Annotated in this window: 27 protein-coding genes; 20 read left to right on the plus strand and 7 right to left on the minus strand. The window is 49.9% G+C overall.

Features of this window, described 5'->3' with window-relative positions:
- Positions 1–307 precede the first annotated feature (307 nt).
- The 12 genes from PG728_RS06785 (at position 308) to truA (ending at position 9138) form a co-directional block, all read left to right on the plus strand.
- Positions 308–949 carry a hypothetical protein gene (locus PG728_RS06785; RefSeq protein ID WP_270626574.1) on the plus strand — a complete coding sequence of 214 codons (642 nt, stop codon included), beginning with the start codon at positions 308–310 and terminating at the stop codon, positions 947–949.
- A 233-nt stretch (positions 950–1182) separates the two neighbouring features.
- Positions 1183–2475 carry a preprotein translocase subunit SecY gene (gene secY / locus PG728_RS06790; RefSeq protein WP_072510297.1) on the plus strand — a complete coding sequence of 431 codons (1293 nt, stop codon included), beginning with the start codon at positions 1183–1185 and terminating at the stop codon, positions 2473–2475.
- Positions 2475–3038: an adenylate kinase gene (locus PG728_RS06795; RefSeq protein ID WP_270626632.1), complete on the plus strand. Its 564-nt coding sequence runs from the start codon at positions 2475–2477 to the stop codon at positions 3036–3038. Before secY ends, PG728_RS06795 begins: the two co-directional genes overlap by 1 nt.
- Positions 3039–3067: 29 nt before the next feature.
- Positions 3068–3961 carry a type I methionyl aminopeptidase gene (map, locus tag PG728_RS06800; protein WP_270626576.1) on the plus strand — a complete coding sequence of 298 codons (894 nt, stop codon included), beginning with the start codon at positions 3068–3070 and terminating at the stop codon, positions 3959–3961.
- Between the two features lie 188 nt (positions 3962–4149).
- Entirely contained in the window at positions 4150–4371 is a 222-nt protein-coding gene (infA, locus tag PG728_RS06805; RefSeq protein WP_072510294.1) for a translation initiation factor IF-1, read from the plus strand.
- Positions 4372–4414: 43 nt separating this feature from the next.
- Entirely contained in the window at positions 4415–4528 is a 114-nt protein-coding gene (gene rpmJ / locus PG728_RS06810) for a 50S ribosomal protein L36 (protein WP_072510293.1), read from the plus strand.
- Positions 4529–4647: 119 nt separating this feature from the next.
- Positions 4648–5025 (plus strand): 30S ribosomal protein S13, encoded by a 378-nt coding sequence (gene rpsM / locus PG728_RS06815; RefSeq protein ID WP_072510292.1) that lies wholly within the window; start codon positions 4648–4650, stop codon positions 5023–5025.
- 47 nt (positions 5026–5072) lie between these two features.
- Positions 5073–5471, plus strand: coding sequence for a 30S ribosomal protein S11 (rpsK, locus tag PG728_RS06820; RefSeq protein ID WP_024059742.1), 399 nt, complete (start codon positions 5073–5075; stop codon positions 5469–5471).
- Between the two features lie 160 nt (positions 5472–5631).
- Positions 5632–6633, plus strand: coding sequence for a DNA-directed RNA polymerase subunit alpha (locus tag PG728_RS06825; protein WP_270626580.1), 1002 nt, complete (start codon positions 5632–5634; stop codon positions 6631–6633).
- A gap of 57 nt (positions 6634–6690) precedes the next feature.
- On the plus strand, positions 6691–7263 hold the full coding sequence (rplQ, locus tag PG728_RS06830) for a 50S ribosomal protein L17 (RefSeq protein WP_270626582.1): 573 nt from the start codon (positions 6691–6693) through the stop codon (positions 7261–7263).
- Between the two features lie 238 nt (positions 7264–7501).
- On the plus strand, positions 7502–8260 hold the full coding sequence (locus PG728_RS06835) for an ROK family protein (RefSeq protein WP_270626583.1): 759 nt from the start codon (positions 7502–7504) through the stop codon (positions 8258–8260).
- Positions 8260–9138: a tRNA pseudouridine(38-40) synthase TruA gene (truA, locus tag PG728_RS06840; RefSeq protein WP_270626585.1), complete on the plus strand. Its 879-nt coding sequence runs from the start codon at positions 8260–8262 to the stop codon at positions 9136–9138. Before PG728_RS06835 ends, truA begins: the two co-directional genes overlap by 1 nt.
- A 13-nt stretch (positions 9139–9151) precedes the next feature.
- On the opposite strand, the gene PG728_RS06845 is transcribed toward truA, so the two are convergent.
- From PG728_RS06845 to PG728_RS06860, 4 genes are read right to left on the minus strand one after another with little or no spacing between them, the layout of a single operon-like run.
- Entirely contained in the window at positions 9152–10777 is a 1626-nt protein-coding gene (locus PG728_RS06845; protein WP_072510287.1) for a glycoside hydrolase family 36 protein, read from the minus strand.
- A 32-nt stretch (positions 10778–10809) separates the two neighbouring features.
- Positions 10810–12159 (minus strand): ABC transporter substrate-binding protein, encoded by a 1350-nt coding sequence (locus PG728_RS06850; protein ID WP_270626586.1) that lies wholly within the window; start codon positions 12157–12159, stop codon positions 10810–10812.
- 22 nt (positions 12160–12181) lie between these two features.
- Positions 12182–13078 (minus strand): carbohydrate ABC transporter permease, encoded by an 897-nt coding sequence (locus PG728_RS06855; protein ID WP_270626588.1) that lies wholly within the window; start codon positions 13076–13078, stop codon positions 12182–12184.
- 14 nt (positions 13079–13092) lie between these two features.
- Entirely contained in the window at positions 13093–14067 is a 975-nt protein-coding gene (locus PG728_RS06860; protein WP_270626590.1) for a carbohydrate ABC transporter permease, read from the minus strand.
- 96 nt (positions 14068–14163) lie between these two features.
- Between PG728_RS06860 and PG728_RS06865 the strand changes: the two genes are divergently transcribed.
- The 5 genes from PG728_RS06865 (at position 14164) to PG728_RS06885 (ending at position 17513) form a co-directional block, all read left to right on the plus strand.
- Entirely contained in the window at positions 14164–15324 is a 1161-nt protein-coding gene (locus PG728_RS06865; RefSeq protein WP_270626592.1) for an ROK family protein, read from the plus strand.
- 391 nt (positions 15325–15715) lie between these two features.
- Complete coding sequence (gene rplM, locus PG728_RS06870; protein ID WP_270626594.1) at positions 15716–16162, plus strand: 50S ribosomal protein L13; 447 nt, start codon at positions 15716–15718, stop codon at positions 16160–16162.
- A 27-nt stretch (positions 16163–16189) separates the two neighbouring features.
- A complete protein-coding gene (gene rpsI / locus PG728_RS06875; RefSeq protein ID WP_072510282.1) occupies positions 16190–16681 on the plus strand; it encodes a 30S ribosomal protein S9 in 492 nt (163 codons plus the stop codon).
- A gap of 200 nt (positions 16682–16881) precedes the next feature.
- On the plus strand, positions 16882–17187 hold the full coding sequence (locus PG728_RS06880; RefSeq protein WP_270626596.1) for a type II toxin-antitoxin system RelB/DinJ family antitoxin: 306 nt from the start codon (positions 16882–16884) through the stop codon (positions 17185–17187).
- Positions 17187–17513 (plus strand): type II toxin-antitoxin system RelE/ParE family toxin, encoded by a 327-nt coding sequence (locus PG728_RS06885; RefSeq protein ID WP_270626598.1) that lies wholly within the window; start codon positions 17187–17189, stop codon positions 17511–17513. Before PG728_RS06880 ends, PG728_RS06885 begins: the two co-directional genes overlap by 1 nt.
- A gap of 4 nt (positions 17514–17517) precedes the next feature.
- Here the strand turns inward: PG728_RS06885 and coaA are convergent, their stop codons facing one another.
- From coaA to PG728_RS06900, 3 genes are all read right to left on the minus strand, one after another.
- Positions 17518–18522, minus strand: coding sequence for a type I pantothenate kinase (coaA, locus tag PG728_RS06890; protein ID WP_072510279.1), 1005 nt, complete (start codon positions 18520–18522; stop codon positions 17518–17520).
- Between the two features lie 90 nt (positions 18523–18612).
- Complete coding sequence (glmM, locus tag PG728_RS06895) at positions 18613–19953, minus strand: phosphoglucosamine mutase (RefSeq protein WP_270626600.1); 1341 nt, start codon at positions 19951–19953, stop codon at positions 18613–18615.
- A gap of 90 nt (positions 19954–20043) precedes the next feature.
- A complete protein-coding gene (locus PG728_RS06900) occupies positions 20044–20229 on the minus strand; it encodes a hypothetical protein (protein WP_270626602.1) in 186 nt (61 codons plus the stop codon).
- Positions 20230–20580: 351 nt separating this feature from the next.
- Between PG728_RS06900 and glmS the strand changes: the two genes are divergently transcribed.
- The 3 genes from glmS to alr are packed head-to-tail and all read left to right on the plus strand — an operon-like array spanning position 20581 to position 25370.
- The gene (gene glmS / locus PG728_RS06905; RefSeq protein ID WP_270626603.1) at positions 20581–22545 is read left to right on the plus strand and encodes a glutamine--fructose-6-phosphate transaminase (isomerizing); all 1965 of its coding nucleotides are present in this window, start codon (positions 20581–20583) and stop codon (positions 22543–22545) included.
- Positions 22546–22568: 23 nt separating this feature from the next.
- Entirely contained in the window at positions 22569–24194 is a 1626-nt protein-coding gene (locus PG728_RS06910; RefSeq protein WP_270626605.1) for a bifunctional ADP-dependent NAD(P)H-hydrate dehydratase/NAD(P)H-hydrate epimerase, read from the plus strand.
- Between the two features lie 18 nt (positions 24195–24212).
- Positions 24213–25370, plus strand: a complete 1158-nt coding sequence (gene alr / locus PG728_RS06915; RefSeq protein WP_270626607.1) for an alanine racemase — start codon at positions 24213–24215, stop codon at positions 25368–25370.
- The last annotated feature ends 7 nt before the right edge of the window (positions 25371–25377 follow it).

Consider the following 25377-nt stretch of genomic DNA (forward strand, 5'->3'; position numbering starts at 1 on the left):
CCCGAAACTATTTTTCTGGGCTAATGCCCATTTTTCTAGCGTGATGCTCAATTTGGGGTTTGTAAACCCATTTCTAATTTTTTCTGCTTTGCCTATTTCGGAAGCGCACAATTCGGGTATTAGCCCTATATTTTATCTTTTGACCAGTAAGTGCCGGGCATTGGGAATAGGGCAGTGATTTATGACTCGCTTTTATCAAGGATTGACACCTGGTAGTTGTCGGCATTTATACTCGAAACATATTTGTTACTAAATCGTTATATGTCGGCGGCGCAAACAAACGGCGACATGACCCTCAGGAGATATAGTGCGTAAAACCTGGTTGATGGCACCAATCGTGGTTATGGCAGCTTTGGGATTAGTAGCTGCCGATTCTGTTCATCCTTCGGCTGGCGCTAACAGTACCAGTGTGAACGTTTCGCAACTAGCCAGCAATATGTTGCAGGAAAATCTTTACAACCAGGCTGTTTCTGTTGATGAAGATGTCAAGCTTCCTTCCAGTAAGGTAAACGCTAGTTCCGCGGGAGTTTCCACCACCCTTCTTAGCGACAGTTCGGATACTGCCTTGCCCCAAGCTCAGACCCCCAACTGTGTTCCCCCTAGCGGTGATCCCCGGGTACAGGCCTGGCCGCGCCAAGTACGCACTATGATTTCCCAGCGTTTTGGGGTTACCAATATCGGTGGTTTTCGCCCCGGAGATTCTCGCGATCACGGTAAAGGTCTCGCTCTTGACGTGATGGTTCCCGTTTCAAGCGCTTTGGGAGACACCATTGCCAACTGGGCAATTAGTAACAGCCAAGATTTGAATGTGAAATATGTAATCTGGAAGCAAAAAATCTGGATGCCTGGACGCAGCTGGCAGGGGATGGAAAACCGGGGCTCTGTCACTGCTAATCACTTTGATCACGTACATATTAGCTTCAACGCTGGCTCTGGTCGTTGTCTCTAGCTTGGGTTTTAGGCTCTAGCGTCAGTTTTTATACCAATCACCTACGCTGGTACTTAACCTTGCACCTGCCCTTAAAAATCTAAGACAGTATTCCCTCAAAAACTTACGACCCTCGAATCTTATTCCAGGCATTAAGCTTTGCATGTGCTATTAGAGGGCAAAATTGTGTAGGCTACTAAGGGTTAAAGAATCTTCTTTTATATGCCCTTAAAAGACATAGTGCTGGAGGCAGTTTGCTTAGCGTATTCGTACAGGCGTTCAAAACGCCCGATCTTAGGAAAAAGCTCCTGTTCACCTTGGCGATTATGGCGCTGTATCGGGTTGGTTCCCATATTCCCTCACCGGGAGTGAACTATCCGAACCTACAGGCCTGCCTGAAAAATAATGAACAGAATGGTCTACTCGACTTGGTGAACCTGTTCTCTGGGGGAGCGCTACTGTCTCTGTCCGTATTCGCCATGGGGATTATGCCCTATATTACGGCCTCAATTATTATCCAGCTGATGCGAGTGGTTATTCCCCGCTTCGAGGATCTTCACCGCGAGGGTCAAGCCGGAAAAGCTAAAATGACCCAGTACACCCGCTACCTGACCATCGGATTGGGGGTGCTGCAATCGGTAACCATCATCTACATGGCTCGTTCCGGGCAGTTGCTACAGGGATGCTCTCCCTCTAAACCCATCATTCCTGACGAATCAGCGATTAACTATCTGATAATGATGGTAACCATGACTGCTGGTACCGGTCTGATCATGTGGCTGGCAGAGCTAATCACTGAAAATGGTATCGGTAACGGTATGTCCTTGCTGATTTTCACCGGCATTGTGGCAAATATGCCCGCCCACCTGCAATCCATTGGGGCTTCCGGCGGAGTTTGGAAAGTCCTAGTTATTCTTGCCCTGGTTGCCCTGATTACCCTGGCAATCGTGTTCGTGGAACAGGCTCAACGCCGCATCCCCGTGCAGTACGCTAAACGAATGGTGGGTCGGCGGATGGTCGGCGGTTCTACCACCTATATCCCCATGAAAATCAATATGTCGGGGGTTATCCCGGTAATTTTCGCTGCTTCGCTGCTCGCTATGCCGCAAATGATTTCCCGCTTCGGTAAACCCGATGCCGGTTGGGTTAGATGGATAAACGACAATTTCCAGCACGACTCCCTGCTGTATCTGATTTGCTACGCGCTGTTGGTATTGGGATTCGCATTTTTCTACACTCAAATCACCTTCAACCCCGAGGAAATCGCCGACAATATGAAGAAGTACGGTGGCTTTATCCCCGGTATTCGGGCTGGGGCTCCCACTGCCGACTATTTGCACTACGTGATTAGTCGGATTACCAGTGCCGGTGCTCTTTACCTGGTGATAGTCGCTATGGTTCCGATTGTGGCGTTGATTCCGCTTAAAGTCACCCAGTTGCCTTTCGGGGGAACCACGCTGTTGATTATGGTGGGCGTAGGTCTACAGACGGTACAGCAGATTGATGCTCAGTTGCAGCAGCATCACTATGAAGGATTCCTCAAATGATTAAGCGTCTAGTTATTCTGGGTGCTCCGGGTGCTGGTAAAGGTACTCAAGCGCGTAGGATTTGCGAACTGCTAGATATTCCCACTTTCTCCACGGGGGCGATGCTGCGTGCCCAGATGCAGGAAGGTACAGAGCTAGGTATTAAAGCAAAAGAGCTAATCAACCGGGGGGAGCTAGTCCCGGATTCAATAATCAGCTCTCTGGTGGAATCTGAGCTGAAATCTGAGCGTTTTAGCCGAGGCTTCCTAGCTGATGGGTATCCGCGAAATCTGGAACAGGCTCATTTTATGGACAGCGTTCTTAAGGATTTAGATACGCAGCTAGATGCGGTTATCAACCTGGATGTAGATTTAGAGGACGTTGTCGGCAGGTTACTCAAGCGCGCCGAGATTGAACACCGCTCTGACGATACCGAACCGGTGATTCGCCGCCGCCTGCAGGTTTATCATGAACAAACCGAGCCGCTAGTGCGTTACTACCGCGAGGCAAAGTTGCTGATAAATATTGACGGAAACGGCAGTATCGACCAGGTTTGGGATTGCATCAAATCCAAGCTTAGCTAGAGATGTGTTAAGGACAGAAAGAAGCACCTATGCTTTTTCGGCGGGGGATTGAGATAAAAAATCGCACCCAGCTGGGGTATATGCGCCAGGCAGCGTTGGTCGTTAATCAGATTCATGAGGCCGTGTGGCAGACAGCAAAAGCCGGAGTTACTCCCCGTGAAATAGACGAGATTTCCGCGCAGATAATCGCAGATAATAATGCCAAATCCAATTTTCTTGGCTACTACGATTACCCCGCAACTATCTGTATCTCGGTAAATGACACGGTAGTGCATGGTATTCCGGATAGCACTCCCTTTGAAGTTGGCGATTTGGTCAGTTTTGATTGCGGATGCTACCTGGAAAAAGATGGTAAACAGTGGCACGGGGATTCTGCCTTTTCGGTGATTATCGGGGAAGAACCAGCCCCGCAGCCAACACCCTCAATCTCGGCACACAGCTACCCCACCTCCTCTAAAAAAGAGCAGCTATTGGAAATCACCCGGAGGAGTACCTGGGCAGGGGTAGCAGCTATGGCTCGTCCTCGTGCCCGGGTGAACGATATTGGGGCTGCGATAGAGGACGAGGTTGATGCCTTTGCGGAAACTTCCGGCTGGACTGTGGGAATAGTTGAAGAGTTCACTGGGCATGGAATCGGTACTGCCATGCATCAGCCGCCCGATGTGTTTAACTTTCGGGCTGCGGGACGTTCAGCGGCCATAAAACCCGGAATGGTGTTGTGTGTGGAGCCGATTTTTACTTGTGGCTCTAATCAGGTCACTACTCTTGCCGATGGTTGGACGGTTAAAACTGTTGATCACTCATTGGCGTGCCACTGGGAGGCGCAGGTTGCGGTACTTGAGGAGGGAATCTGTGTCCTTAACCAACCGGATTGTGGCGAGGACGCATTGGCGCCTTTTGGGGTTAAACCTGTACGGATTTAGGGTTAGGGTTGTCTTTTTGTGAACATTGCAAATAGACAGGCGCTAAGCGCCCTTTGCGTGACGGATTTAACCCTCTGTCAGCTTTAGCTTTGTCCTGTTACTAACGTAAAGTTGTTTATTGGGTTTGTGGCTAGGGGGTATATTATACCCACTGGTCATCCTGTGTGGACAAGGTTAGTGAAGGATAAATGGCTAAAAAAGAAGGCGTTGTAGAGGTCGAAGGCACCGTTGTAGAGGCACTTCCGAATGCTTATTTTCGGGTAGAGCTCGAGAATGGTCACAAAGTGCTTGCGCACATTTCGGGCAAAATGCGTCAGCATTATATCCGAATCTTACCGGAAGATCGCGTGGTAGTAGAGCTTAGTCCCTACGATTTGTCGCGCGGTCGAATCGTCTACCGATACAAGTAAAACAGTATTGGCGGTGGATATTCCCACTGCGTAGAGGAAAATTATGAAGGTTAAACCTAGCGTTAAGAAGATCTGTGAGAAATGCAAGGTGATTCGTCGCCACGGCGTTGTCATGGTGATTTGTGAGAACCCTCGGCATAAGCAGCGTCAAGGCTAGCTGAGATGACAGCGCGCTACCGGCACCTCTGAAATAGATGGTGACCCCAGGTCCGGAGGCCTGGGCCGGGAACGGAAGGTAGCGCGACGGCCTCCGGGAACAATGTGGAGAGAAAAGTAATGGCAGCACGTATTGCCGGTGTTGATCTTCCCCGCGAGAAGCGTTTGGAAGTAGCACTAACTTATATTTACGGCGTTGGGCGTACTCGCGCTCAAAAAACGCTGGAAGAGACCGGGGTTAGCCCGGATGTGCGCGTAAAAGACATTTCTGAAGAAGATTTGATTAAAGTACGCGACTTCATAGAATCGAATTACAAGGTTGAAGGCGACCTTCGTCGTGAGGTCCAGGCCGATATTCGCCGCAAAATTGAGATTGGTTCCTATCAGGGATTGCGTCACCGCTTCCATTTGCCGGTGCGTGGTCAGCGAACCAAAACCAATGCGCGTACCCGCAAAGGGCCCAAGCGCACTGTTGCTGGCAAGAAGAAGGCTGCATAAGGTAAGCGCAGGTATCACCTGCTGGATCTGAGGAAAAGAAGGAAGATATGGCTGCTAGTTCTATAAAGAGCCGTAAGCCGCGTCGGGCTGCGCGTAAGAACGTTGTTCAGGGAAAAGCGTTCATTAAGTCTACATTCAATAACACTATCGTTTCGATTACTGATCCTTCGGGAGCAGTTATTTCTTGGTCATCTGCTGGACAGATGGGCTTTAAAGGTTCCCGCAAGTCTACGCCCTTTGCAGCACAGATGGCTGCTGAGGCGGCTGCTCGGCGGGCACAAGAGCATGGCATGAAGAAAGTTGACGTATTCGTTAAAGGACCGGGATCTGGTCGCGAAACCGCGATTCGGTCTTTGCAGGCTACCGGGCTTGAGGTTGGGTCTATTCAGGACGTTACTCCGCACGCTCACAATGGCTGCCGTCCTCCGAAGCGTCGCCGCGTATAACGCGCCCTAACTGAAATAGAAAATAGAAGATAGTAAAACACTTCTGTGGGTCTCCAAGCCGTCATTTGGGAGATTTCGCAGTTTTGTCTAAAAGGCTGACTTTAGGTCAGAACGTTCGTTCCAGTCATATGGCGGGCTGGGCGAGAGAAAGGACAACACGTTGCTTATTTCACAGCGACCCGTGCTATCGGAAGAAGTTGTAAGCGATCAGCGCTCCCGCTTCACCCTTGAACCCCTAGAGCCCGGTTTCGGGCATACTCTGGGAAACAGTTTGCGGCGTACCCTGCTTTCCTCTATTCCGGGAGCTGCGGTCACCTCTATTCGTATTGAGGGGGTGCCGCATGAGTTCCGCACCATCCCGGGAGTAATGGAGGACGTTTCCGAGATTATTCTGAACATCAAGCAGATTGTGCTTTCTTCAGAAAATGACGAACCGGTGGTGATGTATCTACGTAAGGCTGGTGCCGGAAAGGTTACCGCTGGCGATATCACCCCTCCGGCCGGAGTGGAGATTCACAACCCGGATTTGTATTTGGCGACTTTGAACGAGTCCGGAAAGTTAGAAATTGAGCTGACAGTTGAACGCGGTCGCGGCTATGTTTCTGCTGATCAGAACAAGTCTGAGGGGCACGAGATTTCTCGGATTCCGATTGATTCCATCTACTCCCCGGTGGTTAAAGTTCGCTACAAGGTAGAGGCTACTCGTGTAGAGCAGCGCACCGACTTTGATCGCTTGATTGTTGATGTGGAAACTAAACCGGGGCTTGCTCCGCGTGATGCTTTGGCTTCGGCAGGTAAGACCCTGGTAGAACTGTTCGGTTTGTGTCAGGAACTGAATATCGAAGCTGAAGGTATTGAACTTGGCGCTCCGCAAACTGATCAGGTTCTGGCTCAAGATTTAGCGCTGTCTATTGATGACCTGGGCTTACAGTCTCGTTCCTATAACGCTTTGACGCGGGAAGGAATCAACACTGTTGGCGAACTTGTCGCCCGTTCAGAAGCTGATCTTTTGGATATCCGCAACTTCGGTGCGAAGTCAATTGAGGAAATCAAAGAGAAACTTGCCGAAATGGGTATGGCTCTTAAAGACTCTCCGCTACCAACTTCGGTTAGTCTTGATGACCTTGCCACCCCCAGTTCTCTGCAGTTCTCTGATGACTAAGTCGGGTTTTCTCGGCGCTGAAACAATAAAGTTTTTTAGGAAAGTAAAGGAATAAAAATGCCTAAGCCATCTAAAGGTCCGCGTTTAGGAGCCGGTCCTGCGCATGAGCGTAAAATTCTGGCGAATCTGGCTAAATCTCTGATTGAGCACCGTTCGATTCGCACCACCCAGGCTAAAGCCCGCCGCCTGCAACCCTATATTGAGAAACTGATTACCAAGGCAAAGAAGGGCGATATTCACAATCGCCGCATGGTTGCTCGTAAACTGGGTACTCAGGTGGATAAATATACCCGGGGTTTTGACGCAGTTTACACCCTATTTGATGAGGTAGTTCCCGATTTGGATCCCAACCGTCAGGGTGGATACACCCGGATTGTGAAGCTACCTGCTCGCCGGGGAGATAACGCTCCTATGGCAGAGATTTCCTTGGTAACTGAAAAGGTAGAAGCCAAAGCGAAAGTTCAGTCGGTTAAAGAAGATGCCGACAAAGTGAATAAGGACGAAGAAAAAGTTGAGGAAGCAGAGGTTGAGTCTGCTGCCGAAGCTACTTCAGCTGAAGAATCTGCAGAAGCTAATGAAGCCGATAAGGGCGATAGCTCTGAGGAAACTGAAGAGTCTGAAGATAAATAGTGCACACCACAGAACAGGCAGAATTGTCTGCTAGGTGATAGGTACTTGTTGCGGGCAGTTAGCGGGAATAAAACCGCTAACTGCCCGCTTATTTTTATCGACCCGTTTTATATGGGTTCTGGGTTTACAAAGCGCAATAGGCCCGGAACGATAAGGATACGGATTTTAGGTTATGGCTGGCCGGAAAATTAGGGCTAATACCCAAAACTACCGATAGGCTTTGATTATGGGAATACAGATGAGAAGACCCTTTACCTTGTCGGTTGATTGCGGGGGTGGAGGCATCAAAGCCTCAGTCCTTGACTATCGAGGTACAATGGTCGCTCCCTCTTTGCGGGTTCCAACCCCTTATCCGCTCCCGCCAGAGCTTTTGATTGAGATTATCCAAAAGTTTCAAACCGACCTAAAGGCTGCTCCGGACCGCGTGACTGTGGGAATGCCCGGTATGATTCGGCATGGAGTGGTGATTTCTACTCCTCACTATGTTTGCCGCTCCGGGCCGCGCACCCGGGTGATTCCGCAAATGGTTACAGCCTGGCAAAACTTTGATTTAGCTTCAGCTTTAGAAGAACAAACCGGTCTGCCGTCTTTAGTGTTAAATGATGCGGAAGTTGCTGGTGCTGGGGTTATTTCTGGTACTTGTATGGAAATGATAATTACTTTAGGCACTGGTCTAGGTAACTCGATTTGGGATGGTGGTCGCCTGGCTCCTCATATGGAGCTTTCTCATATGGTTGCTCGTTGGGGGCTGCTATTTGATGACTATGTGGGCGAGCCGGAACGGATTCGTATGGGAGATGCGCACTGGTCACGGCGAGTTCGCCGCGTGGTAGGGGTACTGCGCGAAGCCATCATGTGGGATCGTCTCTATTTGGGAGGAGGTAACTCTGCGCACATCACCGAATCGGTCAGGAAAACTTTGGGTGACGAAGTGGTAATAGTGCCTAATGATGCCGGTGTTCGCGGCGGGGTTCGCGCATGGGAGTTAATGACTTAATGTCTCAAATGGTTCGTTTACGTATTGACTTAGCCTATCGGGGTGCGCCTTTCCACGGTTGGGCACGCCAACCAGGTTTGCTGACAGTGCAGGGCTGCCTAGAGGATGCCTTGACTTTAATTACTCGCCAGGTGGTGCAGCTGACGGTGGCGGGACGTACCGATGCCGGGGTTCATGCCCGAGGTCAGGTTTCGCATGTAGAGGTGCCGCGCCAGTTTTGGCTCTCTTTATCCAAAGGACGTGCGGGGGACGATGAGGCTCGTGGGCAGCGGCTGCGTGCCCGGCTAGAGGGGCTGGCGGGACGCGGTCTTGATGGGGCGCTAGCCATTAAGCAAGTTAGGGTCGTGTCGGATGAGTTTGATGCCCGTTTTTCGGCTCTTTCTCGCACCTATCGCTATCTGATTTGTGATGATGCCCGCGCGGTAAATCCTTGCCGCTTAGATACTACCCGCACCTCCTCTCCGTTAAATGCCGAAAAAATGCAGGTGGCAGCACAGGCGTTATGTGGCGAGCATGATTTTCTGCCTTTCGCGAAGCCGCGGGAGGGCGCGACTACCATACGTACCCTCCATTCGTTTACTGTTTCCCGACCCCAACCGGGAATCGTGCAGGCCATGATTTGTGCGGATGCGTTTTGTCATTCGCAAGTTCGTTTCATGATGGGGGCGCTAATGGAGATAGGGCGAGGGAAATATTCCCCTGACTGGATAGGGGAGCTGCTGGCTGCCGGTGTGCGTGACCAGCGGGTTCCGCTTGCCGCTGGGCGGGGATTAACCCTGTGGGAGGTTACCTACCCTCCGGAGGACGAATACGCCTCCCAAGCCGCAAAAGCAAAAGTAGTGCGCACCTTGACGAACTACCCTGAAGATTCCAGCTAGAGGCTAGACGTATTTACTTTGCTAAAATACGATCTGATACTCGTCCAGTCGGGTATAGCCACGGGGTAAAATCAACCTCTTTAGTTCCACTACGAAAGCTGAATCGGGAAATCTGATTAACTGAGGGCGGAATCTTAAATTCCGTACAAAGCTCTTTTACCTGGTTCTTTTCGGAATTAATTAGCCAAGTGTACGGATCGGAACAGCTAAAAATACCGCATACTCTCGCTAGATTCTGTGTAAGCTCATTCGCTTCCGGGCTTAGTAGAGAACCCCGTGAGCGAGTAAAAGCTACATCCGGATCTAACGCTACAAGGGGCTTTAACCAATAGCGAGACAGCGAGTTTAAAGCCGCATTGCGGACAGCAGGACCGGAGGGGTCTCGTTTACGTTCAGTGTTATCCCAATAAGGAGCGGTATCAGGTCCAACCCTCATTCCATCGACTAGACCTAAAGACGGCCCAATCAGTGCTCCCGAGGCCATTAGATACGCATTGGGAAGTGTTTCACGTATTGTTTTCAGTCCTTCTTGATAGGCGCATTCCCGTGAAACTGTTTGATAACGCCGGCCAACTATTGCGGCGGCGTTGAGAAAATCCAGTTTGAAATACCTGAATCCCCACCCGTAAATAGTTGTAAGGATTTCTTTGAGCCAAGATTTTGCTCCCGGGTGGGTGCAGTCTAATCCATAATAGAAATCTCCCCAGTTATAGCCAGCAGGTTCCAAATTTCCGGAAAAATCATGAATGAAATACTCGGGGTGCTCGTGGACAATTGCACTGTTACCTGAGGCAATAAAAGGTGAAACCCAGATTCCGGGTGTAAGGTCGTGACTTCTTATCTTATTAGCCAAGGTTTCTAAGCCGGAGGGAAATTTTGCGTTCGGTTGCCAATCTCCTATTCCTTTTTCCCAACCATCATCTATTTCAAGTACCTGATATCCGCTGCGTGTGGCAGGAATAATTTCGGTTTCAATAGTTTCTTCGCTGATTTCTTCAAACCAGGAATACCATGATGACCAAATACCTCCTGGATAACGGTTTGCTCGTTTAGCCTTGCTATCTATAGATTTTCTAAGGGCAGTGGCATAAGCGCTGAAAACACTCAGTTCTTTACCAATCCCAACCCACCAGGAGACGTCACTGTCTTTATTGCAGTTTGCTGGGGCATTATGCGCAGAATAACCGGTTTTATCTGGTAACTTTCTTGCGGTTAATAGATGTTCTCCAATTTCAAAATATCCAGATTCTCCTCCTAAGGCTCCGATAAGCATGATGAAATCTTTTCCCGAATCTAACTTGATTGCAGTTAATAGATAAGACTGATGGACTTCGGGGTCATCAGAATACGCATCCTCGGCTGTTAGAGAACGCGGGGGATTATTCCAAACCCGGTAAGGAGGTTTATCAACCGACCACCACGAGGTCGGGGACCAAGAATTCCAGCCATGTCGATAAAATTCACCATTTTTAAGGTCAGGATAGGATACCTGAATTTCCGAGCAGGTTACTGAGGCACCTCTGCCGGTAGGAGGCTGTTGATTACTCTCATCATCAACTTGTCTGCAAGAGATATTTACAGCTAATTTAGAAATCTGTTCCGGAAAAATAAACTTTCCGTGCTGGTATTTTATCTTCATGATCCCGTTCCTCGTGGTGGGGGCGTTATGTATTACTTTTCTGCCAGGAGCTCGTTTATTTTCTTGTTTAACTCTGGAAGCGCTTTAGCGGGGTCTTCGCTTCCGCGTTCAATTCCTTCAAAAACTTTGTTAGCTTCAGAGTTAATTTCTTCGGCCTTAAAAGTGATCGGATAGTAGACCAGATTCTTGGGGTCTTTGGTGATATTCAAGAAAGCGCTGACATCGACTCCGTTGGCTTCATGAGCTTTAGCTGCTGCCTCTGATTGACTGGTTATTGAGGGGAAAACTATTGCTTTCTTCGCAACGATGCTCTGGCACTCCGTAGATGTTAGGAATTTGACCCACTGCCACGCTTTGTCCTTATCTTTGGCGTTCTTGGTTATAGAGGGCGCGAGACCATTGATTATGGTCTTTTGTCCCATAGGTCCTTTGGGAAGAGGAGCGAACTTGAACTTTTGAGTCTTTGATTGAGACCAAGTATTAATTCTCCAAGAGCCGTCAGGTACTATAGCTGCTTTATTTTGTTCCATCATAGGTTCTAGGCCAAGGTCGCCTGCCTTTTCAACTGGGGTAACATATCCGGCCTGAATCTGTCGCTGCCACCATTTCATGGCTTCAATCAGTTTGGGAGAATCTAAGTTGTAATGGCGACCAAACGGATTTTTATCCAAGTAGTTGAAACCATTAGAAAGGGCGAACCACGACCACGGGCCTTGACCTACTACTCCAGAATTAGTTTCCAGTCCCCAGCCGTAAGTCTCAACATTGTTCTTGTCGAACCCGACCTCGTCCCCGCGTTTTCCGTTCTTATCTATAGTCAAGTGCGCTATAGCTTTACCAAAACTACCGCCATCTTGGGGATTCCAATCTAATTTCTGCAAACTAGCTTCATCAATTCCGGCGTCTTTAACGTCCTTTACGTTATAGACGAGAGCTATAGTGTCCCAGTCTTGCGGAATCCCAAAAGTTTTATCTTCGTAATTCCATAGGGACGCCAAATCGCCAGTGTATTGACTCATGTCAATCTTATCTTTTTGGATATATGGTTTAAGATCGGTCAAAACCCCTTTAGCGGCTAGTTCAGGGTATTGAGCTACGTGATTGGTAATGACGTCCGGAGCCTCGTCTGAAGACAATTGGACTGTCAAATTCTTCCAGTAATCGTCCCACCCGGTTTGTTGAATATCTACGCTAATCCCACTTTTCTTTTTAAATTCGGCAGCACACGCCTCATAAGCTGGTTTCTGATTAGGATCCCATAAACTGTAGGTAACCTTGTTATTATCTGTGTCGCTTCCTTTTGTTTCCTGTGGGGCACACCCCGCTAGACCGGCTGTGGCAAATATAGCCACACCGCAGGTCAATGCGATTGTCTTTTTCATTTCATTCTCCTTAGGGACGGTTCTACTTCGCCGAAGTAAGACCGATTGAATTAACTAGTTTCTTCCCAACTACTAAAAGTAAGATCAACATAGGGATTGTCTGCAAGGTTGCAGCTGCCATGAGACCTGCCCAGTCTGGTTTAGTAGAGGGGGAAGCTTGTTGAAAGGTAGCCAGAGCGACATTTAGTAGTCGAACGGCGTGTTCTTTACCGACCAGTTGTGGCCATAAGTATTCGTTCCATGCAAAAACGGCCTGAATAATTGCAATTGTAGTGATGGGTGATTTGCAGATAGGGACAATTACCTTGCTAAATATCGTCCATCGGTTCGCCCCATCCAAAAGAGCAGCTTCTTCTACCTCTCGAGGAATCGATAGAAAGAACTGTCGCAAAAAGAAAATGGCGAAAGGTGAAACTAGAACATAGGGTGCTAAGAGGCCGGTGAAAGTGTTTAGAAGTCCCAGATTTTTTATTAATACAAAGTTCGGTAGCACGATGAAAATTGGGGGAATCATCATTCCTGTGAGGAGGATTGCGAAAATTTTATCTCGTCCGGGGAAATGTAAACGGGCGAAAGCGTATGCGGACATCGTGGAAGTTACAACTTGTCCAAGTACCAATATCGAAGTGAATATTAGAGAGTTACGCAGGTAGAGCCAGAAATAAATCTTTGCCCCTGATCCTCCTGCCGCTAAGTCTTCTTCGGTGGTTGCAAATCCGAGTACCCGCTTGAAATTTATCCAGCTGGCATCAGTCGGGATTAAAGAATAATCGCCGTTAAAAATTTGCGAGTTAGGGGTTAGCGCTGTGCGGATTGCCCATACGAAGGGGAGTAGGGTGACTATCAAAATAAGTATTAAGGTAGTCCATCCGAGTATTTTTTCCGTGCTTAGCTTGCGTAAAAAATTACTATTTTTCATTGTTATTCCTCAAGTTATCCCAAGTCCGATTCGCTAGCTTTCGTTAAACGCAGTTGGACGATAGTCATAACTAAAATGATGATTAGTAAGATGACAGCCATTGCGGCTGCATATCCCATTTGACCTTGTTGAAAAGCTTTTTCGTAGATATAAAAGTAAATAACCCGAGTGGAATCCAGCGGTCCCCCTTTGGTTGCTACGGCTACAGTGTCAAAAATCTGGAAGGACCCAATCATAGAAACCACTATCACCATCACTAGGATGGGGCGTATCAGTGGCAAGGTTATAGAGAAGAAGCTTCTAGTGGTGCTAGCTCCATCTATTTGCGCGGCGTCGTAAATCATTTTTGGAACTATTTGCATTCCCGCGAAAATTAGTAGTGCTGTGTACCCCATGTTTCGCCAGGAGTTCACGAGTGCAACCGTAAAGATAGCAATATCAGGATTGCCATAAAAAGCGATGGGTTCGCTATGAATCATAGTTAATAAATGGTTCACGAGACCAACATTAGGATCTAGTAAAAATAAGGTGATTACCGCAATAGTGACGTTTGGTACTAGCCAGGGAATAAGTAAGAGCGAACGTACTAAGCTGGATTTGCTGATACGTTGCATTAGCACGGCTATTCCTAAACCAGCTATGGTTTGGGTGGTGATATTGACGAGAACGTAGATGACGGTCACTAAAAGTGCATGAACGAAATGATGGTCGGTCAGTAGCTTTTGATAGTTTGCAAACCCTACGAACTTCGCAGGAGAAATTAAATCCCAATCTGTAAAACTTATAGCTAGACCTCGTATCATGGGAACCAGATAAAATACTAGGAATCCGATTACGGCAGGGGCTATGAAAAGGTATCCGGCTCGCTTCTCTGCTAGCTTTAACTTGCTAGGCTTCCTACCTGAAAAGTCTAGAGTATTAGTCATTTTAGTTTCAGACGTGCTGGTCTCAGCAGCGTCCTCACTATTTATAAATCCGATAGCAGTCATCTTCGACTCCTCAGCTAGTAAGACTTGCGTCACAGCAATTATTACGTTAGTTTCTTTAGTAAGTCAAGCGTTTTCAGTAAATGGGGGTTTACCAGTGTGAATGCTCAGCGAAGAATTCAGCGGCGCACCAATATGGAAGCTGCATTACGTTACCTGACAGGCTGCTCGGATACTGTTGCCAATGTTGCAAAACAAATTGGGGTAACTCGCCCGGCGGCTGAATCAATTGTGGCTGACCTGGTTAAACTTGGCTGGGTTGAGAATGTGCCCACCCCCGAAGGGGTAATCGCAATGGGCAGACCGGCTGCCTACTACAAACTCTCTTCTCAGGCTGGGCATGTCCTTTCCTTAGATATCGGAGCTCATCACGTCAGTGCGCTCACAGCAGATTTAAGCGGGAATATTCTCGCTGAAAATACTGACGATTTAGCTGAGAATACACCTACAAAAATGCGTATAGAAGCTGCCTTAACTGTTAGTAAAAAAACTTTGGAAGAGACCAATTGTGGCAAAACCTGGGTCTGTGTGACCGGAAGCCCCGGGGTTCAGTATCAGGGAAAGGTTGCATATTTTGGGGGTAAAGGTATGCCGGGCTGGCAGGGACTGCAACTTGATCAGGTGGTTTCTGAGGAGCTTGGGGTTAAAGTGACTACTGTTGGAGACTGCGCCCTGGGGGCTAGAGGGGAATCCTGGGTTGGTGCAGCCTCCAAACATAACGACGTTGTCTTCATCTTAGCGGGAATTCGCACTGGTGCGGCCAGTGTTCTTGACGGAAGGGTGCGAGCGGGGAGTCGGGGAGCCGCAGGTCTAATTGGAGAAATTCCGCAACTGAGATGGAGGGAGTTAGAAGCGGAAAGTTTCGCAAAAAGTATCTATAGTCCTAACCAACCCCCCAATCGAGAAAGTATGTTTAGGCAGGCGCGAGAAGGAAATAAACTGGCGATTGCCGGCGCAGCGAGATTCGGTGAGATATTGGGGCTGGGAACTGCCAGTATGATTGCGGTTATTGACCCTGAGTGTGTGGTACTTGGGGGACAATTTTGTGACTATGCGAATCTATTTTTGCCAAAAATGGAGCAGACCATCAGAAAACTTTGTCCATTCCCTCCCTCAATTGTGGTATCCACTTTAGGGAGGCGGGCTGTAGCTCTTGGGGGAATTCGTTACGCCCTAGATGGTGTTTTGGATCAAATAAGGGTACATGCCCTGAACTCTGACTATTTCCCTGCTGCTGATTCCGATAGGTTTTGGCAATAAATCGACAGCTTCCTTAGGGGAAAGAGCGCAATATGTATGATTGATTACTTTCGTGCTTATCAGAGAATTCCAAACTCGTTGTCCAAAAAATACAAATTATGCGATGGTGCATTGCGTGGGCATCACGAGCGTATGTGGGCAGTTCAACAGGAGATTACTTTGACCAGGTAGACACGGTTCCGTAAAATACTAAATGTTGTGTGTCCTGGAACAATCCAGGCGCAGGTTATCTACCTGCAGCATTGGCAAAAACGGGACGCTAGACGGAAGACAGTAAACAGTCGGGTGGAAAACACTACGGCAGCGTCCGCAACACTCTTGGTATTTACGCCGTTTTGTTGCTGCGCCCGCAGGATTTCTACCCCCAAAGAAGAAACGAAGGCTTAAGCCCGTGCGAACTTATAATCCGAAAGCCGGTGACACCCAAAACAAGAAATGGTATGTCATCGACGCTGAAGACGTCGTCCTCGGACGACTGGCGGCAATTGCCGCCAAGCTGCTGCGTGGCAAACATAAGCCGACCTACACCCCTAACGAGGATATGGGCGATCACGTCATTATCGTGAACGCTGCCAAGGTCGGACTTACTGGCAACAAACGCCAGCAGAAACGCGCCTACCGCCACTCTGGTTACCCCGGTGGCTTAAAATCTGTGTCCTATGGTGACTTGCTAGACAAGAAGCCAGAGGTAGCAGTAGAAAAGGCTGTGCGCGGCATGGTTCCCCACACTCGGTTGGGGCGTGCCCAAATGAAGAAGCTGCATGTATTCGCTGGTTCAGAACACAACCACGCGGCACAGCAGCCAGAACCATACGAAATTAAAAAAATCGCCCAGTAGCCCTGAGCCAAAACCCTGAGGAGAATTGTGGCTGATACCACCGAAAATGAAGAGCTGTTGGAGGAGAATGCCCCCAGCTCTTACACCACGGAAACCCAGTCGGAGCAGACCGGCTCCGGACAGTCCGTGACCGCTCCCGGCATTGGGCTGGGACGCCGTAAAAGCGCGATTGCGCGTGTCCGGTTGGTGCCGGGCAGCGGCGAATGGAAAATCAACGGCAGAACTATCGAGAACTATTTCCCGAACAAGTTGCATCAGCAGCTAGTACGGGCACCGTTCACTTTACTTGACCTAGAAGGACGTTTCGACGTTATCGCTCGGGTCTCTGGCGGCGGAATCTCCGGTCAAGCCGGAGCAGTTCGTCTGGGCATTGCCCGCGCCCTGAACGAAATCGATCGGGAAGCTAACCGTCCTGCCCTAAAGAAGGCGGGATTCCTAACCCGCGATTCACGCGCCGTTGAGCGTAAGAAGCCCGGTCTCAAGAAGGCACGTAAGGCTTCGCAATACTCCAAGCGTTAATCTTTCACGCTTATATATTTTGCCCGGTAAAGGCGGTTTATATCGCCCTTACCGGGCAAAACTATATCGAAATAATGCGGTGCGGCCATAGGGGCGGAGATTGCTATAAGCAATAAATAACACTTGCTATTGTTTGCTAATCTCTATACAAAAACTTTCGTCTGGTGTTAATCTGAACTCGAGAATAGGAAGGTAGATATATGGCAAATACAGCAGCAGTCTATGCACGTATAGATCCACAGCTCAAAGCAGACGTAGAGGATATTCTTTCTCGCTTGGGTGTTACGCCCTCCTCGGTGGTGCAAATGCTCTACAGTCAGATTAAACTGACCAGAAGTATTCCCTTCGGGATTAAACTTCCTGCTAAAGAGCCGCTTTCCCTGGCTGAACTAACTAGGGAACAGCTAAATGCCGAACTGCAGAAAGGTTACGATTCCATTCTTTCGGGCAAATCGTACTCTGTAGACGAGGTCGATGAAATCATGAACCGAGAGTATGGCATATAATGGGTAGCTACCTCATCAAATATTCAGATGAAGCCCTGCAGGATTTGAAAAATATCTTTGAATACATTGCTAGCCAGCTACGAGAACCGGGGATAGCTGTTGGGCAAGTGAACCGGATTCGTGAGAGCATACGCAGCCTTGAGCAATTTCCGGCTCGCAACAAAGTGGTGACATGGGAGCCCTGGCATAGCCTCGAAATGCGACAAATGCCGGTAGATAACTTTATTGCGTTCTACACCATCAACAATGACACGTCCGCAGTTAATGTAGTTCGTGTCTTCTACGGCAAGCGAGATGTTCAAAGCTACGTTCGGCAGTCATCTTGATAGTTTAGATTTTGCGGAGGTAGACGTTTTCTAGGCGGTGCGAAGCGTCTTTACGCAATATCAATGTCGCCCGCCCTCGGGTGGGACGAATCTGTTGCTCCAGGTTGGGCAGATTTATCGATGTCCAAATATCGTGAGCAATTTGGCGGGCTACCGAATCGGAAATACCGGCATAAACCTGGAAATAAGATTCTGGGTCTTGGAAAGCAGATTCCTTGAGCGAGACGAACCGCTCAATAAACCATTTCTCAATATCACAGGTTTTGGCATCTACGTAGATTGAAAAATCAAAGAAATCACTGACCGCCAAAGATTTGTGGTCATCTAACCCGCTGCGCCCGTCCTCTTGATCAAGGCGTTTTTCCAAGTTAGGCAGGTCTTGATGTCCTCGATAAACCCAGGCTGGCTGCAACACATTTATGCCCTCCAGGATTAACACATCAGGGCTGGCAACTTTAATAAACTTCCCCGGAACCACGTCATAGGTGACGTGCGAATAAACCGGGGCTTTTACCTCTTCTGCTCCCGCTTTCACCTGGCTAACAAAATTCAGGAGGGCGCGTCGGTTATAGGACTCAGGGAAGCCTTTACGAGCCATTAATCCTGCTCGTTCCAGCTCGGCGTTCGGATACAAGAATCCATCAGTAGTTACCAGAGCTACCCGAGAAGTCTCCGGCCAGCGACTAAGCAGGTTCTGTAAAATGCGGGCAGTGGTTGATTTACCAACCGCTACTGAACCGGCAACCCCAATAATGAAGGGAATCCGGCGTTTATGGGGGCGACCAAAAAAATCTTGTTGGTCTTGAGCGAGGGCGCGAGAATGTAAAACCCGGTAACGCAGCAACGCTGACAGGGGGCGATAAACGGCGTCTGCCTCCTCTAAATCAATCGGATCACCCAACGCTGCCAGGGACCGCAAATCCGCTTCGGTCAGCGGCATTGGGGTTTTGGTGGCGAGGGCACGCCAGGAGGTTCGGTCAAATTCTTCGTAAATGGATTTAGCCGTCATATTTCTGGCTCCGCAATGCTTTCTCGCGCTGTTTTAATCCCTATGCCGCCACTGCCGGGTAGAACCCGGCAGTGGCGGCATGACATTGTCCTATAACGATAGCCGGTTCTTTACTTCGCCTGCTAGGTGTTCACAAACCGCATCGGCTTGTTCTTGGGTAGCGGCTTCTACCATTACCCGCACCAACGGTTCGGTTCCGGAAGCGCGCAGCACTACCCGCCCGGTATCGCCCAGCTCTTCCTCGGCTTTCGCAATTTCTGCCTGCAACCCGGCATCATCGGTGCGTGTCTTGTCCACGTTCGGTACATTAATCAGGGTTTGCGGTAAGCGTTTTACGAACTCGCAAATCTTCTCTAGAGGCTGACCAGCGTCTTTAACTGCGCGGGCAATGCATAGCGCGGTCAGAATCCCGTCTCCGGTAGTGGCGTGGTTGGCGTTAATAACGTGTCCGGATTGTTCCCCGCCCAGCACAAAACCTTGCTCGCGCATTTTTTCGAGGACGTAGCGGTCACCGACAGCGGTCTGTACAGTGTTAATCCCTTTTTCTTTCATCGCCAAGATTAAGCCCAGGTTCGACATAATCGTGATTACCAGGGTGTTTCCTGTCAGCTCGCCCTTTTCTTTGAAAGAAGCTGCCAACATTCCCATGATTTTGTCGCCGTCAATCAAGTTACCGGTGGAATCTACCGCCAGGCAGCGATCCGCGTCTCCGTCGAAAGCCACCCCGAAATCACATCCGGCTGCCACTACTTGGCTTTGTAGCTGTTGAGGGTGGGTAGAGCCGCAATTATCGTTAATGTTGCGTCCATCGGGGGAGGCGTTTATTACTACCGTGTCCACCCCGGCTTCTTGGAGTGCTTCCGGGCCGAGTCGGCTGGCGGCTCCGTTGGCGCAATCTACCGCTATGCGCAAACCAGAAAGGTCTCCTGCCGCCCGCACCAGGTGTTTAATATAGAGCTTTTCCGCACTTTCACGTTCGGCGTTTATTTCCCCTACGCTTTCACCTATAGGGCGGTCGGTTTCATCTCCTAGGAGCTGCTCGATTTGGTCTTCGATTGCGTCGGGGAGTTTATAGCCACCACGGGCAAAGAACTTGATGCCATTATCAGGCATGGGATTGTGGGAGGCGGAAATCATTACCCCCAAATCAACATCGGTTTTTGCGGTCAGGTAAGCGACACAGGGGGTGGTGACTACCCCGATACGGTTTACGTCTACGCCCTCGGAAGCAAGTCCTGCCGAAATTGCGTGGTCGAGAAAATCACCGGACATACGGGTATCGCGGGCAACGATTGCTCGCAGCTTGCGACCTTTAGGCGCGTCTTTGCGGATTTGTTTCGCTGCTGCTCGCCCTAGTTCTAAAGCCAATTCAGGGGTTAGCTCTTGATTGGCTAGACCGCGTACTCCATCGGTTCCAAAAAGTCTGCCCATTTTACCTGTCTTTCAACTAGCAGAATCTGACTTTCTCAGCCTACCCCACTTGAAAGCTTTGCTTATTTTCTTTTGGGTGGTCTGGCAGAATTATTGGGGTTGTTTTGCTGGTGTTGTTTCTTCGTTATGCAGATGAATCGTTTTGTTACATAAATGAATTGTTTTTAATGCTATTATTAGTGTTGCTATTAAAACAATGGTTAATAGTGTGAAAAATATAAATCCTCCAAAAAATAGTAATAGCTCAAACCATGTTGGTTCTAGAATGTTTTCCATTGATTTAACCTTCCCCGTTGTAGATTACTCGTCCCAGTTGATCACCTTTCAGGATGTGGTAACCTTCTTTTTCCATAAAATATGGCGAGTATTAGGGGTAATGCCCTTTCTTTTATTTTCATAGATACCTCACTGTATTACTTTTTAGGATGATTTTAGCAGTGACTTTGGTAAAAAACAATGGTAAGGCTAACCTATTTTTTGATTGTAGCTGACCTGATTGACTCTCCGTAGAGACAGCAATGCCTTTGGGTAATCGACCCCGGATACTATTTTCGATTATCGCTGCTAATGCGGGCGGGATAACTGGCTGGATAGCAATGCGGCTGAAGTCGTGCAAAAATCAATTTCATGTGTGGAATTTTAGGAATGGTAGGGCTAGATCCCACTAAAGATGCCGAAGAAGTGATTATGGGGGGCTTGGCTCGCCTAGAGTATCGTGGCTACGACTCGGCGGGGATTGGGCTTTCTACCCCCGCCGGCATCGAGATTCGTAAAAAGAGTGGAAAGCTCGCTAATCTGCGGGCAGATTTGCAGGATAATCCGCTGCCTCAGGCGATTGCAGGGATTGGTCACACCCGCTGGGCTACTCACGGCGGACCGACAGATATTAATGCCCATCCGCATATTTCTTCCGATGGGCAACTCGCGCTAGTTCATAACGGCATTATCGAAAATGCCGATAATTTGCGCCGCGTCCTCGAAAAACAGGGGTTCAGTTTCGTTTCTGAAACTGATACGGAAGTAATCGCGAACCTGCTGGCAGCGTCCTATTTAGCTGACGAGGACGCGGGTACGTCTCTGGGGGAGGGCGCAGCTGAGGTACCTGCTCCCGTCCTCGATAATGCGCAGGTTTGTGCCGAAGTGGCTGCGGGGGTGCACCGGGCGGCGGCGCGTCTTTCGAGAGCGCTTTTGGCTACGATGTCGCAGCTTAAAGGTACTTTCACGATTTTGGCGATTCACCGAAATGCCCCCGGAATGGTGGTTGCCGCACGGCGTTCCTCTCCGCTGGTAATCGGGGTAGGTAAAGATTGCAACTACCTTGGTTCGGACGTTTTAGCTTTCACTGATTACACCAAGGAGTGCCTAGAAATTGGGCAAGATGAACTGGTAATGGTGACCGCTAATCAAGTACAGGTAGCTGACAATCGGGGACGGGCTTTAACCCCCAAACAGTTCACGGTAGATTTTTCGGTAGATCGTACTTCTAAGGGCGAGTGGGGGACGTTCATGGAAAAAGAAATCCATGAACAACCTCAGGCAGTTACTGCCACTTTGCAAGATAGAACTGATTCGCAAGGGTATCTGACGTTAGATGAGCTGCGCATTAGTCAAGATGTGTTGCGGCAAGTAAACAAAATGGTGATTATCGCTTGCGGCACTTCTGCCTATGCTGGACAGGTTGCCCGTTATGCGATTGAGCATTGGTGTCGGATTCCGGTAGAAGTCGAGCTGGCCAGCGAATTCCGCTACCGTGACCCGGTAGTTAATCAGCGCACCCTAGTGGTGGCGATTAGCCAGTCCGGGGAAACTATGGACACCATTATGGCGGTGCGACACGCGCGTGAACAGGGGGCGAAAGTGCTGGCGATTGTGAATACTCCCGGTTCAACTATTCCGCGCGAATCCGATGCGGTACTGCTAACCCATGCTGGCCCGGAAATCGCGGTCGCCTCCACGAAAGCGTTTACTGCCCAAATCACTGCTTGTTACCTGTTGGGACTCTATTTAGCACAGGTTCGCGGCAATAAGTATATCGATGAAATCGCAGATTACCTGGAAAAGCTATCGGAAGTTCCCCGTAAAATGCAGACGCTCCTAAACGAAATTCAGCCGGTAGTCGAGGTCGCTAAACGCTACGGCAAGGATCTGAAATCCACGATTTTCTTAGGTCGTCACGTGGGCTATCCGGTGGCTATGGAGGGGGCGCTGAAACTTAAAGAAATCGCCTATGCACACGCGGAAGGCTTCGCTGCCGGGGAACTCAAACACGGTCCTATCGCCCTAATCGAGCCGGGGCAGTTCGTATTTGTGGTAGTTCCCACCCCACGCCGCCCCGAGCTGCACCAAAAAGTGATTTCCAACCTGCAGGAAGTACGCGCTCGCGGCGCAATCACCTTGGTAGTAGCGGAAGAGGGCGACGATAAAGTCGATAGATATGCCGACCATATTTTCCGGGTTCCTGTTACTCCTACCTTATATATGCCCTTGCTCAGCGTGATTCCTTTGCAGGTCTTTGCCTGTGAGGTGGCTAAGAGCAAGGGATACGACGTAGATCAGCCGCGTAACCTTGCTAAATCGGTGACGGTAGAATAAAGGTCAGGTAAAGGACGGGCAGCATGATTGAGGCATTCGAGAAACAAACAGTCAGGAGGGCTGAAGCCCAGGTGGTGGCTGCGCATCCTCACGGGACTTTGATGAAAAAAGCGGCTGGCGAAGTCAGTGATACCGTTATCGAATTATTGCTTGCTCGCGGAGTAAAGGTAGCGGAAAGCCCGATTCTGGGGTTAGTCGGGGGCGGAGATAATGGCGGGGACTGTCTGTACGCCCTGGCCTATCTGGCAAAACTAGGTTACCCTTGTCTAGCGCTGATTCTTTCCGATAAGCCGCACCTAGAAGCACTGGCAGCGGCAGAAAAAGCACAGGTAACCATCGAACGGGTGGATTTAGCTGGTAATGCCCGCCAGGTTGCGCGCCTTGCTGCTCGGCGTGCCCGCGCCGCCAAGGTATGGATTGATGGACTGGTAGGAGCTGGGATAAACGGGAAACTACGTGAACCGTTATCGCAGGTAGTTGCGGAGCTTACCCGGATTTCTGCATCGTATCCTCGTCAGTTTTTACGGATTGCTATTGATATTCCCTCTGGTGTTTTCGCAGATGATGGTCGCCTTCCTGGGGTATGTTTGGGGGCAGATGTCACTGTAACTATGGGGGCGCTCAAGTCTGCGAGTTTACTGCCACCGGCAGCCTATGAATTTGGGCAGGTGCGCTTAGTGGATTTGGGGTTACAGCTCAGCGAACCCCGGCTTGCTCGCCTACAGGCTCGAGATGTGGGTGAGTTTTGGGCTCTGCCTCGGGCGCAAGATCACAAATATACTCGCGGGGTAGTGCAGGTGGTGGCAGGTTCGTCCTCTTTTCCCTTAACTGGGGTGATGTGTGTGGAAGGCGCGGGTCGAGCCGGAGCCGGGATGGTGCGTTATGTGGGCCCCGAGGAGGCGGCTTTCGCGATTCTTTCGCGCTTTCCCGAAGCGGTAGTAGGTGCGGGGAAGCATCAGTGTCTACTGGTGGGGCCGGGTATTGATTCAAAAGATTCTTCTCGGGTGCGCGAAGCGGTTAATCAGGCTGTTCAAGCAGCTACCAGCGGGATTCCTTTGGTGTTGGATGCGGGAGCTATTGATTTCTATCCCGAAATTGTGGCGCAAGTTCCCGGAGGACATCTTAGCCACCGGGCAGTACTTACCCCTCACGCGGGGGAGGCGGCGCGCCTACTTTCAGCTCTTGGCGCTGGGGGAGGACGGGGCGGGGTTACTCGCGCCGAGGTGGAGGCTTCTCCGGCTGCCTGGGCGCAGTTCTTAGCTGATAAAACCCAGGCTACGGTGCTGCTTAAAGGGGCGGTAACTCTGATTGCCAGCGCTAATGAAACTATGTTTAGTCAGGCGGGAGCCCCGCCTTGGGCGGGTACGGCGGGCTCGGGGGATGTGCTTGCGGGGATAGTTGCCTCTGTTTTGGCTCAGCATCAAGCCCGCGCGGAACAGTCTGGTCATCATATGTCTGCTTCTCAGGTTGCTTTTGCGGTTGCCTCTGCTGCTTGGGTGCACGCGATGGCGGCGCGAAATGCGGCGGGGCTTTCCCTATCAGAGGAGCCGGAGGCTAAGGGTTTAACTGCTCTGGGGACGCCGATTGTGGCTAGCGATATTGCTAGGGCGATTCCGCAGGCGATTGCTTGGGCGCTGGCCAGGATTTAGGGCGGTATAGTCATGGTCATGGGTACTGATTTTCCGGCGCGCGCAGTTATTGACCTGTCGGCACTGGAAAAAAACCTAAATCAGCTGCGCAAATGTGACTCTAATGTTTCGGCAATGGCAATTGTGAAAGCCAATGCCTATGGGCATGGAGGGGTGCAGATTGCTCGCGCCGCCTTGGAGTTCGGGGTGAAATGGTTCGGGGTGGCGCAACTGGCGGAAGCTATCGAGTTGCGAGCAGGTCTTACTGGTTTTCCACAAGCCCGTATTTTTACTTGGATTTTCAGTCCGGACGCGGATTTAGAAACCGCAATCAAAGCTGATTTGGATATTGCAGTATCAAATCCTGAAACTTTACTCCGTCTTGTCAGTGTTGCTCGTGCGGTAGGTAAAACAGCGCGTGTTCATTTAACGATTGATACCGGGATGGGGCGTGAGGGCGCGCTGCCCGATAAGCTATCTCCCTTGCTGTCGGCGGCGCAGCTCGCCAGTGACGAGGGAACGGTAGAGATTGTCGGAATCTGGTCGCATTTGGCGCGTGCAGATGAGGTCGGGGCTGGGCAAGATGCTACTTTAAGGCAGCTTTCGCGTTTTGGGCAATCGTGTAAAGCTGCGGAGCAGCGTGGATTTACCCGGCTGATTCGTCACCTTTCGGCTTCTTCGGGACTGCTGTGGTATCCACAGGCACATTTTGACCTGGCGCGGTATGGAATCGCCATGTATGGTCTCACTCCGAATCCGGCACGGGCGACTACCGCCAGTTTGCAGCTCACCCCAATTATGCGTTTGGAAGCTGACCTTATCAGCGTAAAGAGAATCCCAGCTGGTCACCCGGTTTCCTATGGGGGAACTTGGGTAGCCCCTCGCGATACCTATATCGGGATTGTGCCGCTGGGATATGCGGATGGAATTGACCGCCATGCCTCCGGAAAAATCTGGGTCGCCGCCAATGGGCAGAAATATCCGCAGGTAGGTCGGATTTGCATGGATCAGTTTATGGTGGATTTAGGTAACACTCCGGATGGGCAGCCACCATTAAATCCGGGAGAAACCGTACGGCTTTGGGGGGACGGCTCTCAGGGGGAGCCTACCGCCGACGATTGGGCTGGGGCTGCCGACACCATAAACTATACGATTGTTACTGCCCTTAATTCCCGGGTGCCGCGAATTTATATTTAGGAGGAAG

Origin of the sequence: Varibaculum timonense (assembly GCF_027694345.1) — a bacterium.
GTDB classification, from domain to species: Bacteria; Actinomycetota; Actinomycetes; order Actinomycetales; family Actinomycetaceae; genus Varibaculum; species Varibaculum timonense_A.